This is a genomic window from Wolbachia endosymbiont (group B) of Hofmannophila pseudospretella, assembly GCF_964028515.1.
Classification (GTDB): Bacteria; Pseudomonadota; Alphaproteobacteria; order Rickettsiales; family Anaplasmataceae; genus Wolbachia.
Genome location: NZ_OZ034788.1, coordinates 920,792 through 932,471, shown reverse-complemented (window position 1 = coordinate 932,471; position 11,680 = coordinate 920,792). Strand labels below are relative to the sequence as shown.

The following is an 11,680-nucleotide window of genomic DNA, read 5'->3' as shown; positions in this document are numbered from 1 at the left end:
ATCTAGATTAGAATACTGATTCTTCTAGAAGTTGTTCGCGTTCCTCTTCTATTGCAATAGAATCATCGTGATTTTTAAATAAATCTCTGATTTTTCCTTCTATTTCATTTGCAATTTCTTTGTTTGTCTTGAGATAATTTTTTACATTTTCCTTTCCTTGCCCAAGACGCGTATTGTTATATGAATAATAAGCACCTGCCTTTTCAAGCACATTAAGTTTTGCTCCTATATCTATTATTTCCCCAAGTTTTGATATGCCTTCATTGTACATTATATCAAATTTTGCTTCTCTAAATGGAGGAGCAACTTTATTTTTTACAACTTTAACTCTCGTTTCATTACCCGTAATATTCTCTTTATCCTTTATTGCACCAATTTTTCTTATATCAAGTCTTATAGAAGTATAGAATTTCAACGCATTTCCACCGGTGGTAGTTTCAGGATTTCCATATACTACTCCTATTTTCATACGGATTTGGTTAATAAATATCAATATACAGTTTGCTTTTGAAACTGCAGAGGTGAGCTTCCTGAACCCATGACTTAGAAGTCTTGCTTGTAGTCCCATGTGCTGATCGCCCATATCTCCTTCAATTTCAGCTCTTGGAGTTAATGCTGCAACAGAGTCAATGACTATCACATCAACTGCACCAGAACATACTAAATACTCAACGATATGTAACGCTTGTTCCCCAGTGTCTGGTTGTGAAATCACCAAATCATCGGTGTTTACTCCAAGTTTACGAGCATATATAACATCCAGTGCGTGCTCCGCATCGATAAATGCACATAATCCTCCTTTTTTCTGTGCTTCAGCAATTACATGCAAAGCAAGGGTAGTTTTACCAGAACTCTCAGGGCCAAATATCTCAATTATACGTCCCTTTGGCAATCCCCCAACACCCAGAGCTGAATCAAGTGCAATCGACCCTGTAGATATTGTGTCTATTTTTTCTACAGGATTTTGCTTCAGCTTCATTATTGCACCTTTACCGAATGCTTTTTCAATTTGGCTTATTGCATTATCTAGTGCTTTTTGCTTATCATTATTTCTTTCTTCTGAGTTGTTTGCCATGGATCATTTATTAACTTATATAACTTCCATGGTAATTGAACGCAAACAATCTGCCAAGGGTTTTTTAATAACGAAGAACGTTAGTGAACTAAATTATATTAAGATAGATAGACTTTGTAGTGCGATACAAAATAACGATAGAATACAATGGTAGTAGTTTTTTTGGCTGGCAGAAACAACAACACTCTGCTAACTCAATTCAAGAGACTATAGAAAACGCTATATTTAACTTCAGTGGCGAGAGAGTCTCTTTGCATTGTGGTGGCAGGACTGACGCAGGGGTTCATGCTTTAGAGCAAGTTGCCCATTTTGATATGGAAAGGCAATTTGAGCTTTATAGAATAAGAAATGGAATAAATTACCACTTAAAAGCGATTCCTATAGTTGTGCTTGGTGCAGAACTTGTAGATGATGCATTTCATGCACGCTTCTCAGCAAAAAAAAGATATTATGAATATAGAATAATTAATCGCTATGCTCCCACAGCTCTGGAAACTGGTTATGTGTGGCAAGTGTTCAATCCACTCGACGTAAATATCATGCGTGAAGCTGCCAAACACCTGCTTGGAAAACATAATCTTTCAAGTTTCCGCTCAAAAGACTGTCAAGCCACAAATCCAGTAAGAACAATCGATGACATTGATATAGTACAAAGCGGAAGTCATATATACATCAAAATATCTGCGATTTCCTTTTTACATAACCAAGTGAGGATTATTGTTGGCACTTTAGTTGAATTTGGAAAAAATAGAACTAATCCACAAGAAATGTTAAATATATTAAGTCAATGCAAAAGAAACGCTGCTGGAATCACAGCACCGCCTTACGGCTTATACTTAGTAAAGATAGATTACTAGCTTAAGTCCTCATTGGCATCACTATATATAGTGCGCTTTGATCATCTTCATCAGTGATAATTGTAGCACTATTACCATCTGATAAGCTAATCTTACATTTATTTTTTATGCAAGATAAAGCATCAAGCAAATAACGAGAATTAAATCCTACTTCCATAAGAGCTCCATCGTAATCCACCTCTATAGACTCAGTTGCATCACTGCACTCTTGGGAATTTGAATGTAGAGTTAATAAATTCTCTTGCAATGAAAATTTAATTGATTTTATTTTATCGGACACAACAACGGAAACTCGGTCTATAACACTAGCAAGCTTACTACTCTCAACAATCATTTGTTTATCTTGAGACGTCGGGATAACAGCTTTGTAATCTGGAAAAGTCCCATCTATCAATTTTGATATTAGAACATATTCACCACATGTAAATTTGATTTTTCTATCTGAAAGCTTTATATTAATCTCATTACAATCACCCAATACTTTCAACAATTCCATGATAGTTTTACGTGGAATAATCACCCCAAATTCACCGTTGATATCTTCAGGTTTAGGCCTTTTTATACGTGATAAACGATGGCCATCAGTTGCAACACAGTACAGAAATTGCTCGTCTGTATGCAGATATATCCCATTTAAATTATACCTTGTATCATCTAGCGACACAGCAAACTTCGTTTTAGTCAATAAGTCTACCAAATCTGCACTTAGTAGAGTGAAATCGTATTGATGATCACCTTCTTCAAGGACAGGAAAGTTATTTGAAACTACGTTCGGTAAAGAAAAATTTGCATTTCCACAGGATATCAATAATTTTCCTTGATTATTCATTTCGAAATGGACATCCAAATCAGTTGGCAACTTCTTCACTATGTCATGTAAAGTATGTGCTGAGATTTTTACTTCTCCTTCTGCTGATACATTTGCAGCAAGTGAGGCAAATATTGAAATGTCAAGATCGGTAGCCTTTAGCTTTATGCTGCCATGTTGTGCTTTGATATTTATACACGCTAAAACATCTATCGCGTTTCGTCTTTCAACCACCCCGCTCACTCTGGATAGCGTATTTAAAAGACTTGGGCGGCCAACGCTAAAACGCATTTGCTCACATATAGCTTGCTTTTTATCTGCAACTACCGCTTGCCTTTCATCCACAATTTCTGACATACCAATTCTCAAAAGTATATTTTAAATGATATTCATATTCTATGTAAAGTGCTATTCATATTTTTATCTGAGAGATAAAACAGCCTATCTTATACTTTAGCGATCAATAATCTACTTTGTATGGCATAAATCATGCATTTTTTGGTACGCTTTTTGAAATCCAAGCAAGGAATAAGTATCATCAACATTTGCTGTTTTTACTTTTCCATTAACTACCATTGATAATCCCTGCTTCATTTTTAGAATTAAATCTTGGTCTGTTTTTGTATTTTCTGACCACGCAAAATTTCTCTGTATTACCGGTAATTGATATTCAGCTTTCTTGTCAACATTGAGAACTACAGGCTCATTATTATACTGAAAGCCAGAAGTGACGCTTACTTCATCTGCTTTTTTATCAACGTAACTGACCATTACATACGGCTTGCGATCTGCTGTATAGTGTTCACTTTTTTTCTTAGGGTAGGACACAATGTAACACACTTTTTCACCATCTTCCAATGCAGTATACACAAGCCAATCTTTATATTTTTCACTCAGTTGCACGTTACTAATCGATGCAATAGTGCCTATTGAAAAAAATATTAGAAATACGAAAAGACTACGCATGCAAACCAAATTTCAAACTCTCTGATTTTATATGTTGTTTTACCTTACTCATCGCTTGCTCAGCCAACTGTCTTATTCTTTCTCTTGAAACACAATATTTTTTGCTAAGCTCATCCAAAGTTTGAGTATTCTCAGACAAATATCTGTTAATAAAAATGTCCCTTGATCTTTCGTTAAGACTTGCCAGTGCATTGCTTAAAATTTTTTCTTTTAATGTTTTCTCTTCATGATTCTGATAAGTCACTTCTTGGCTAATTGAATTACATGGAATCATGTCTTGTAGCTCCTTTTTAGAATCATCACCTATTTTTATACAATTATTTAACGACTGATCCTTACAAGCCAAACGATAGTTCATTTGTACAACATCTTCTTCAGATACAGAAAGCTCATTTGATATTGCTTTTATTTCTTCGTTACTCAAAGTTTCTCTGTTTGTGTATTGTAAAATTCTTTTTTTTATTTTACGTAAACTAAAAAACAATCTCCTTTGTGCTTGCGTTGTACCTATTTTTACAAGCGACCAAGATTTTAATATAAAGTCTTTCATTGAAGCTTCAATCCACCATACTGCATAAGTTGAAAAACGAAACCCTAAATCGGGATTGAACTTTTTCACTGCATGCATTAAACCCATATTTCCTTCCATGACCAGGTCCATCAACAATAGACCGTAATTCTTAAATTTCATTGCAATTTTTACTACCAAATTCAAATGGCTAGTAATCAACCTGTGAGCAGAAGAAATATCCTGGTATTCTTGCCAATTTTTTGCTAATCGCACTTCCTCTTCTTGGGAAAGCATAGGAAATTTTCGCACTTCAGCAATATATTGCATGAGATTAGTGCTACTATTAACACATAAATTTGCTACTGGGGCCAACATAACAACTTAAATTAAAACTCCATGTATATAATATATTGATTTTCAGCAAAAAAATCAAGCTTTAATTAAAAAAGCATAACTTTATATCTAGTTGAGATCTTAACAACAGCTACCTAAATGTAGCATTAAAATTGCTAGCGTGTAACGATAAAAACTACATTAAATAAATAATGTGTTATTCCAGTGCTCAAACACTGGAATCCACATTTCTTTTTTCTAGATCCCAGTGTCATGCTACTTGAATGACAAGAAAAACTCACTGGGATGACAAGACTGAAACAGACTAGAAATTAAACGCTACTCCAGCTTCTGCACCAACAGCGCTGTAAAGGACATTGATCTCTTTAGTAACTGATACTGCTTCTTTATTAAAACTAGCACCATAAGAACCAAAATAACGAGCACCAGCATAAAGCTTGATTTCTGGGGTTACATCATAACTAACACCAGCTTTTGCTTGATAAGCAAAACCAAATCCTTTTTGATCTTTAACTGCACTAGCTTCTGAAGGATTGCTGATATATGCTGCACCAACACCAACACCAACGTATGGAGTGATAGGCATATCTTCAATCGCTATATCGTAATAAACGTTAACCAATCCTGAAAATGCTGCCACACTGTTTGCAACAGTTGTTGGAGTAAATGTTGCACCACTAACGTCGTTTTTGTTTAGTTGTGAGTAAAGTCCCTCAACATCAACCCTGATATCGTCCATTTTATAACCAAATGCAGCACCACCAGCCATAAAAGATGCTTTTAAAGGATCATGAACTTCGGTTCCTTTTTTATATTCAATGCCGTCAATTCTTGTTTTAAAAGGTAAAACTTCACCATTATATTGCAAACGAACATAGTAGCTAGTTTCTTCATCACTTATTGGACCAATAGGGTCTGATGAAAAAGCAGAGTTTGATAGGCTTAGCAACGTCACTAAAGCAGCTGCCGAAAAAAACTTTTTATAATGCATAATTGCCCTCGTTAAAAAAATTAAAATTCCACTTTAGCAGTCTAAATAATAACTAAAGTTAAGTCAAGTGCTAACTTAATAACACAAAACCTTCTGTATCTTAACTAACTTTTAGGAAAATACAAAGATTTTATTAATTAATAAATAGAGTTACTCTACTTTTTTTACTCTTGATCTTCTGACACCTATTTCACTAATGTCTTTTTATCTTCTGATCTGCATTCATCATTGTGAATTGCTTCATATTCATGCAGTAATATGAATGTACTTCATGGAAGTACTAGTATAAAAGGAAAACACTTAGTTACTGCATTAAGGCAAACTTCAGTAGTAAATTTAAAAAGGAAGTTTAATTCCAGACGGTAAACCCATCATACCTGCAAGATCAGAAGTTGCATTTGCCATATCTTCTTCTGCTTTTTTGATGGCATCATTGAATGCTGCTGTCACTAAATCTTCTACTATATCTTTTTCTTCATTTCTCATAAGCTCTAAGTCTATATTTACCTTTTTAGCTTTATAGCTACCTATTTTTATCACTTCCACTAATACAGAAACTTTACCACCACCAGAAATACCTTGAAACTCTTTTCCAATATACTTTTCTTGAGCTTCCGCAAGCTTTTTTTGCATTTCTTGCGCTTGCTTCATTATTTGACTGAAATCCACAACCTACTCCTTATTTTCTATATTAACTACCTTTGCACCTTTAAACGTATTTAATATATCCTTAACTGCAGGTGCATAATTTAAATTACTCACTTCCCTATTCATATAACTCGTATCAACTATAATAACCCACTCCTGATTAGTAGCTTGATTTAAGTAACTTTTCAAGTCATTACAAAAATTACTATTCAAGTTAGATACAGCTTTTAATTTTAAATACCCAAATTTACAATCTATTAATTGTAGATTACTACACAGTTGTTTGTAAAGATAAATTTGGTTACTCCGCCTTAATAGTTGCAAAATCTTATCAAAATCGTAATTTTGTTGTTTATTTTTCACATGGATCCCAGTGTCACGCACTGGGATGACAGAGTGGGGTTTTTCCACATATTTTTTTGGATCCGAGTAGTCAGCTACTTGGATGACAGAGGGGGAAGGTGCAACAGGTCTGCCCTGTCTATTTCCTTGCTCTACATTCTGTGAAAGAATTTTTTTGATCACCTGTTCCGGAGAAGGCAAATCAGAAAGATAACAAAGGCTAATTAATATCATTTCAGCGGCAATTTCATTGCATGTTGAAACCTTTATATCTTGAATACCCTTAAGCAGCACCTTCCACAATCTCGAAAAAAATATTAAAGACTTTTTTGTACTCAAATCTTTTACTCTGCTCTTCTCATATTCTGTATCAATCTCTTTTGTAATTAAAAAACGGCATATTAACTGGATTGTTTGCAGTAGATCTTCAAAAATATTGAGCGGATTTGCTGTTTTTACCACATTGTCGAATACTAACAAAGCCTTCTGTAAATCACTATCTAATACTGCTTCCAGTAGATCAAATATAACGTTTCTATCTACTAGACCAAGTATGTCTGTAACACTTTGAGTGGATATTGTACCATCTTTGCTATATAGCACTGCTTGATTCATCAAAAATAAAGCGTTACGCATTGAATTGCTACAGTGATGCGCAATTAATTCCGATGCTTCTTTTTCAATAAAATAATTTTCTTTTTGTGCAATATCATTTAAACGCTCCATTATCTTAGCTGAAGGAATGTTATGTAAGTCAAACCTTTGACAACGTGCAATAACAGTTATTGGTATCTTTTTTATTTCTGTAGTTGCTAGAATAAACTTTACGCTAGATGGTGGTTCTTCTAGAGTTTTAAGTAATGCATTAAATGCATTACTGGATAACATGTGTACTTCATCTATAATGTAAACTTTAAATTTAGAACTTATTGGTAAATAGCAAATATCTCCCAAGATCGCTCTAACATCCTCAACACTAGTGTGACTTGCCGCATCGATTTCAACTACATCTGGATGGCTTGAATTTTTTATTGCCAGACAACTTGTACATGATCCACAAGGTTCAAAAGTTGGCCCCAATGAGCAATTCAAACATAAAGCTATTATTCTTGCAGTGGTGGTTTTACCAATTCCACTGCTACCAGAAAGCAGTATAGATTGTGGAATTTTGTTGAGAGTAAAAGCATTTTCTAGTATACGCACCAATATATCTTGACCTACTAAATCTTTAAAGCTACTAGGACGATATTTTAATGCTATGTTCATAGCCTAGATAAAACAAATAGTACAAATAGGTATGCAACCCAAAAAGATTCTGATATGGTTGCTTCATTTCTGACCTGACCAAGTTACAGAATTTTTGCCTGCATACCTTATAAAAGGTTATACTTTTTTTTTTTTTTAGCAAGGTATATTCTATATTAATCTTATAATTTATATGTTAGACCTTTTGCAACATTACTTTGGAATAAACAGCTGTTACCTAAAATACTCTTCTTCTGTCATCCCAGTGCCCAGACACTGGGATCCAGAAAACTTAATTTTAAATGAATACATTAGGCTGTTGTATAATAAGAACTGGATTCCAGTTTCAATCACTGAAATGACACCCTTCCGGTGGGGATTGCTCTCAAACTACAATGTTCGTACAGTTGTACTGGGATCCAAGTATAAAAATATTTGGAAATTATACAATGGACAATGGATTCTAGGAGTATATGTTAAAAGTAATGTCCATAATGAAATAAGCTGGATTCCAATGTCACGTACTGGAATGACAACATATAGGCATTGGAATAACAAAAGAGGAATATTATGATTTTATATCATTTTCCTCTTTGTCCGTTTTCACGAAAAGTTAGAGCTCTTCTCAAGGAAAAAAAGCTGAGTTGTGATTTGGTATATGAAAATCCATGGGAAAAGCGGAATGAATTCATGGAGATCAATCCAATCGGACAAGTACCAGTATTAATAGATAATAACTTTGTAATAGCGGATAGTAATGCCATTTGTGAATATATAGAAGAGACTTACAATAGCGACGTCAAATTACTTGGTTCATCCACTATTATTAAGTCTAAAATACGCGCTTTAATCAATTGGTTCGATAGCAAATTTTACAATGAAGTTACTAAGTATATTATGAATGAAAAAGTAATTACTAACCGCAGCCCTGACTCTAGATTTCTTCATGCAGCTCAGCATAACCTGCCTTACCATATGGAATACATCGAACACTTAATTAACAAGAACGTTTGGCTTGCAACCGATAAGTTCACTTTAGCCGATATTACTTTAGCATCACATATTTCTATAATAGACTACGTAAATAGTTTCCCATGGGAAAAAAGTAAGATTTTAAAAGAATGGTACTCCATTGTTAAATCAAGGCCTTGTTTTCGCGAAATATTATTAGAGAGAGTTTTTGGCTTAACTCCCCCTAGACATTACGCTGACCTTGATTTTTAACTTGCGTTAGTTTTAAAGCTACAGTCATTCCTTCGTCAGTAGGAATCAATATGGAGAAATATTTTTTTTCATCTGACAATCTATCGTTAAACTCTCTCATAGCATGCCATGACTTTTCTGATACTTCTTTTGGAGGAGATTCTAAAAATACTGTATCAAATAATAGAGTGTTATCTGCAACGATTAGCCCATCTTGTTTAATGTATGACTCTGCCCAATCTAAATACTTAGGATAACTACTTTTGTCAGCATCGATGAATATCATGTCAAATGGTGCCTTTGCTGATAATTCATTAATTTTTTCCAGTGCATCACCTTCTATTAGAGTAATTTTATCACTTAGATTAAAAGCACTAAAATTTTTTTTTGCTATTCTTGAGTGTTGAGGATTATTTTCTATTGTATATATATGACCATCTTTCGGTAAAGCTTTTACCATACAAATTGACGAATAACCATATAAAGTGCCAATTTCAACTATGCTTTTAACTTTATGGATTTTGATAAATAAATTTAATAATTTTCCTTCTTCAGGAGTGATTTGAATACGTTGTTTCTTATCAAGAGTACAATGTTCTTCTATTTTTTTATACTCTTTTGCAAATAAGCTTCTTATGTACAACGATTTTCTGCTAAAGTTATGACGCATTAAGTTTTATAATATAAACTAAGGAGGTTTAATCTATATAAGATTTATAAATATAACAATAGAGTTAAGAATAATAAAATTTTTTATTTTAAGTTGTTATTTTATAAAGTAAAATTTTAAGTGACAAAGATTATTATATATTTTACTATGGTTAACTAGTATAATAACCAATTGTTATACTAGAATTAAGGGATCGTTTATTTACATCTCTCTTAAAATGTAATTTTTATAATCAATTAGAGGGGGTTATATGTCTTATAACATTGCTAACGAAATTGAAACGTTAAGCAAGAAATCTAATAATAATGAAGGAGTGAAATTACTGCACAATCCAGCTTATCGCGAGAAGTACAAAGAACGCTTTAACGAAGCTCAGAAAAAAGTTATGGATATGGTCCAATTTTATGATGGAACGATAGTATTAATAGAGAATAAAATTGCTATGTATTATTATGCTTGGCACAGTAAAAAAAGAGAGTTTGAGCGTAAAAAGCAACAAACAGTATCAAAAAATAATGATTCAGCATAGGGTTTTTATATGGTAAGCTACAGTGTTATTACTTCACTATAGCTTTTCCATATAACTCATCTATTACATTAGTGAAGTATTCCAGCTCTCTATATCCTTCATGTTTGATTTTACCATTCTCTACATATGATTTGTCATCGTTAAGCTTGATGATGAATACAGGAGTAGCTGTGATATCAAGTTTATTAATTGCAAGTGATTTATCATTTATAATTTTGTCCATCATCTTTTTATCATTAATGCATTTGTTAAATACATCTTGCTTCAAATTGCTTAGTGCAGCAATTTTTTGTAGTATAGTTAAATCACTAAAATTAGAGTAGTTCCATGAGTCTATTGCATTAAACACAGCTTTGTTAAAATTAAAATAGTCCTCTTCTTTTTCATAGCAATAACTTAGCATTGCAGCTTTTAATCCTCTGTAATCTAGAGGAAAATGACGGAATATGTATAACATCTTACCTGTATCTATGTACTTCTCTTTGATTTTAGGAAAAACTTTCTTATGAAAAAGAGAACAGTGATAACAAGTGAGCGAGGCGTATTCTATCACTAAAATTGGCGCTTTTCGATCTCCTAATAATTTATCATCAGGCAATAGGGACAGTAGTTCTTTTGGTGTTATTTCATCAGTTTTTTGAGTGTTGGGTAAGTTTTGTTCAATAGCTGCATAAGAACTAACACTTATAAAAATAAGTAAGAACAATAATCTAAAAATCATTACAATGAAAATACTTAACTTATTAAAGAATTTATGCATTTATATAAGTGATGTCAAGATAACTTTTGTTTAGCAAGGCTTTCTAGTCTGTCTTTGAATGCAGTAATTATTTTATTTTGTGCATATTTATACACCGAGTTTAATAAAGTAGAAAACAAATTGGATTTAAACTCAAACTCTATATAGAACTCTACCATAGTTTTATTTTTGCTCATAGGAGTGAATTTCCATTCGTTGTATAAATGTTTAAATATTCCATTTGAGGACACAGCTTTTATCCAACTTTCATTTATTCCATTTGGAGCAAGGGAGGTCACTTCTGATGTGTAACTTCCTTTAATGCCATGAAAAGCTGCAAGGAGATCCACAATCATTTGGCTATCAGTTTTTTCTTTTATATAAACAGCTTTGCACCAAGGAACAAAATCAGGATATTCCTCAACGTCAATTACAACTTGAAATATCTCACGAGATGAACAGAAAAAAACACCTTGTTCTTTATATTGGTGTAACATAAATCTGAATAATAAAAATGGGATCCACATCTACCGTCAGTCTTAGTAGATTCCTGAGACCTAAAGTTAAGGTGGGTATCACATACTAATTTCAATGAAATTAACAGAGGCAATCCCCTTGATCAGAAATTATCGCTCGGGAAATTTAACTTAACTCATAACGTATAGCATAGACCCCTATTAATTATAGATTATTTATATAGAGTATGTCTATAGGTATGTTAGAGCTAGCGACTATTATTTTG

13 protein-coding genes, 2 other RNA genes and 1 pseudogene are annotated in these 11,680 nt (G+C 33.1%); 4 read left to right on the top strand and 12 right to left on the bottom strand.

Features of this window, described 5'->3' with window-relative positions:
• Positions 1-7: 7 nt before the first annotated feature.
• Positions 8-1,075: a recombinase RecA gene (gene recA, locus ABWU24_RS04430; protein ID WP_353274503.1), complete on the bottom strand. Its 1,068-nt coding sequence runs from the start codon at positions 1,073-1,075 to the stop codon at positions 8-10.
• Positions 1,076-1,194: 119 nt separating this feature from the next.
• On the opposite strand from recA, the gene truA reads away from it, so the two are divergent.
• Positions 1,195-1,932, top strand: coding sequence for a tRNA pseudouridine(38-40) synthase TruA (gene truA / locus ABWU24_RS04425; RefSeq protein ID WP_341815653.1), 738 nt, complete (start codon positions 1,195-1,197; stop codon positions 1,930-1,932).
• 1 nt (position 1,933) lies between these two features.
• Here truA and dnaN read toward each other — a convergent pair whose 3' ends face one another.
• The 7 genes from dnaN to ffs all read right to left on the bottom strand — a co-directional run bounded on the left by dnaN (position 1,934) and on the right by ffs (position 7,932).
• Positions 1,934-3,097 (bottom strand): DNA polymerase III subunit beta, encoded by a 1,164-nt coding sequence (gene dnaN / locus ABWU24_RS04420; RefSeq protein ID WP_341815652.1) that lies wholly within the window; start codon positions 3,095-3,097, stop codon positions 1,934-1,936.
• A 111-nt stretch (positions 3,098-3,208) separates the two neighbouring features.
• A complete protein-coding gene (locus ABWU24_RS04415) occupies positions 3,209-3,706 on the bottom strand; it encodes an invasion associated locus B family protein (RefSeq protein WP_015588158.1) in 498 nt (165 codons plus the stop codon).
• Positions 3,699-4,592 (bottom strand): RNA polymerase factor sigma-32, encoded by an 894-nt coding sequence (locus ABWU24_RS04410; RefSeq protein ID WP_015588157.1) that lies wholly within the window; start codon positions 4,590-4,592, stop codon positions 3,699-3,701. The genes ABWU24_RS04415 and ABWU24_RS04410 overlap by 8 nt, the downstream gene beginning before the upstream one ends.
• Before the next feature lie 283 nt (positions 4,593-4,875).
• Positions 4,876-5,562: a P44/Msp2 family outer membrane protein gene (locus ABWU24_RS04405; RefSeq protein ID WP_353274501.1), complete on the bottom strand. Its 687-nt coding sequence runs from the start codon at positions 5,560-5,562 to the stop codon at positions 4,876-4,878.
• Between the two features lie 336 nt (positions 5,563-5,898).
• Positions 5,899-6,213, bottom strand: coding sequence for a YbaB/EbfC family nucleoid-associated protein (locus tag ABWU24_RS04400; protein ID WP_341816075.1), 315 nt, complete (start codon positions 6,211-6,213; stop codon positions 5,899-5,901).
• Between the two features lie 21 nt (positions 6,214-6,234).
• Complete coding sequence (gene dnaX / locus ABWU24_RS04395; RefSeq protein ID WP_341815650.1) at positions 6,235-7,818, bottom strand: DNA polymerase III subunit gamma/tau; 1,584 nt, start codon at positions 7,816-7,818, stop codon at positions 6,235-6,237.
• 15 nt (positions 7,819-7,833) lie between these two features.
• Positions 7,834-7,932: signal recognition particle sRNA small type (gene ffs / locus ABWU24_RS04390), an RNA gene on the bottom strand.
• A 115-nt stretch (positions 7,933-8,047) separates the two neighbouring features.
• Between ffs and ABWU24_RS07840 the strand changes: the two are divergent.
• Positions 8,048-8,164, top strand: a pseudogene (locus ABWU24_RS07840) (WPE palindromic element domain-containing protein); the annotation flags it as partial.
• Positions 8,165-8,367: 203 nt separating this feature from the next.
• On the top strand, positions 8,368-9,021 hold the full coding sequence (locus tag ABWU24_RS04380; RefSeq protein ID WP_015588152.1) for a glutathione S-transferase family protein: 654 nt from the start codon (positions 8,368-8,370) through the stop codon (positions 9,019-9,021).
• Here ABWU24_RS04380 and ABWU24_RS04375 read toward each other — a convergent pair.
• On the bottom strand, positions 8,993-9,670 hold the full coding sequence (locus ABWU24_RS04375; RefSeq protein WP_006013497.1) for an O-methyltransferase: 678 nt from the start codon (positions 9,668-9,670) through the stop codon (positions 8,993-8,995). The two genes, ABWU24_RS04380 and ABWU24_RS04375, sit on opposite strands and share 29 nt — an antisense overlap.
• A 250-nt stretch (positions 9,671-9,920) precedes the next feature.
• On the opposite strand from ABWU24_RS04375, the gene ABWU24_RS04370 reads away from it, so the two are divergent.
• Positions 9,921-10,199 (top strand): DUF2671 domain-containing protein, encoded by a 279-nt coding sequence (locus ABWU24_RS04370; protein ID WP_015588151.1) that lies wholly within the window; start codon positions 9,921-9,923, stop codon positions 10,197-10,199.
• A gap of 28 nt (positions 10,200-10,227) precedes the next feature.
• Here ABWU24_RS04370 and ABWU24_RS04365 read toward each other — a convergent pair whose 3' ends face one another.
• The 3 genes from ABWU24_RS04365 to ssrS form a co-directional block, all read right to left on the bottom strand.
• Entirely contained in the window at positions 10,228-10,959 is a 732-nt protein-coding gene (locus ABWU24_RS04365) for a thioredoxin domain-containing protein (RefSeq protein ID WP_051063877.1), read from the bottom strand.
• Positions 10,960-10,973: 14 nt separating this feature from the next.
• Positions 10,974-11,435 (bottom strand): type II toxin-antitoxin system RatA family toxin, encoded by a 462-nt coding sequence (locus tag ABWU24_RS04360; protein ID WP_015588149.1) that lies wholly within the window; start codon positions 11,433-11,435, stop codon positions 10,974-10,976.
• Between the two features lie 17 nt (positions 11,436-11,452).
• Positions 11,453-11,614: non-coding RNA, 6S RNA (ssrS, locus tag ABWU24_RS04355), on the bottom strand.
• Positions 11,615-11,680: the final 66 nt, after the last annotated feature.

What these genes read in the sequence shown, in the direction of transcription:
- recA (WP_353274503.1), bottom strand. Translation starts at nt 1,075, where the DNA reads ATGGCAAACAACTCAGAAGAAAGAAATAATGATAAGCAAAAAGCACTA.
- dnaN (WP_341815652.1), bottom strand. Translation starts at nt 3,097, where the DNA reads ATGTCAGAAATTGTGGATGAAAGGCAAGCGGTAGTTGCAGATAAAAAG.
- ABWU24_RS04415 (WP_015588158.1), bottom strand. Translation starts at nt 3,706, where the DNA reads ATGCGTAGTCTTTTCGTATTTCTAATATTTTTTTCAATAGGCACTATT.
- ABWU24_RS04410 (WP_015588157.1), bottom strand. Translation starts at nt 4,592, where the DNA reads ATGTTGGCCCCAGTAGCAAATTTATGTGTTAATAGTAGCACTAATCTC.
- ABWU24_RS04405 (WP_353274501.1), bottom strand. Translation starts at nt 5,562, where the DNA reads ATGCATTATAAAAAGTTTTTTTCGGCAGCTGCTTTAGTGACGTTGCTA.
- ABWU24_RS04400 (WP_341816075.1), bottom strand. Translation starts at nt 6,213, where the DNA reads ATGAAGCAAGCGCAAGAAATGCAAAAAAAGCTTGCGGAAGCTCAAGAA.
- dnaX (WP_341815650.1), bottom strand. Translation starts at nt 7,818, where the DNA reads ATGAACATAGCATTAAAATATCGTCCTAGTAGCTTTAAAGATTTAGTA.
- ABWU24_RS04380 (WP_015588152.1), top strand. Translation starts at nt 8,368, where the DNA reads ATGATTTTATATCATTTTCCTCTTTGTCCGTTTTCACGAAAAGTTAGA.
- ABWU24_RS04375 (WP_006013497.1), bottom strand. Translation starts at nt 9,670, where the DNA reads ATGCGTCATAACTTTAGCAGAAAATCGTTGTACATAAGAAGCTTATTT.
- ABWU24_RS04370 (WP_015588151.1), top strand. Translation starts at nt 9,921, where the DNA reads ATGTCTTATAACATTGCTAACGAAATTGAAACGTTAAGCAAGAAATCT.
- ABWU24_RS04365 (WP_051063877.1), bottom strand. Translation starts at nt 10,959, where the DNA reads ATGCATAAATTCTTTAATAAGTTAAGTATTTTCATTGTAATGATTTTT.
- ABWU24_RS04360 (WP_015588149.1), bottom strand. Translation starts at nt 11,435, where the DNA reads ATGTTACACCAATATAAAGAACAAGGTGTTTTTTTCTGTTCATCTCGT.